General features: G+C 68.6%; 1 protein-coding gene. It reads left to right on the forward strand.

Annotated elements, in window-relative coordinates; translation table 11 throughout:
- Positions 1-12 precede the first annotated feature (12 nt).
- Positions 13-538 (forward strand): PA14 domain-containing protein (locus tag ACNAW0_RS30590; RefSeq protein WP_416291515.1); only part of this gene is annotated, 526 nt, incomplete at its 3' end.

The raw sequence follows: 538 nt of genomic DNA on the forward strand, positions 1-538 counted from the left end.
CGAGACAGCATCGTGACCACCCCGGAGCATGCGGCGCTCGCCCGGCAGATCGCCGCGCAGGGCACGGTCCTGCTGAAGAACTCGGGCGGTGTCCTGCCGTTGGACACGGCGAAGACCACCTCGATCGCGGTCCTCGGCAACAACGCCGCCGACAACCCCTACACCGGTGGGGGAGGCAGCTCGGCGGTCGCGCCGCCCTACGTGATCAGCCCGCTCCAGGGCATCACGGACCGCGCGGGCAGCGGTGTCACCATCAACCACCCCTCCGGTCAACCGGACGGCGGCGGCGGACTGCCTGTTGTCGCCTCGAAGTACCTGACCCCGCCTTCCGGCGAGGGACACGGCGTGCAGGGCGAGTACTTCAACAACGTCAACCTCACCGGAAACCCGGTGCTCACCCGCGTCGACCCGAACGTCGACTTCGACTGGACGGGCTCGCCCGGCACAGGTGTCCCGGCCAACAACTTCTCGGTGCGGTGGACCGGTACGCTCACCCCGCCCACGAGCACGACCTACACGTTCTCGTTGCTCACTCAGA

Source organism: Micromonospora sp. SL1-18, from assembly GCF_047921505.1.
Taxonomy (GTDB): domain Bacteria; phylum Actinomycetota; class Actinomycetes; order Mycobacteriales; family Micromonosporaceae; genus Micromonospora.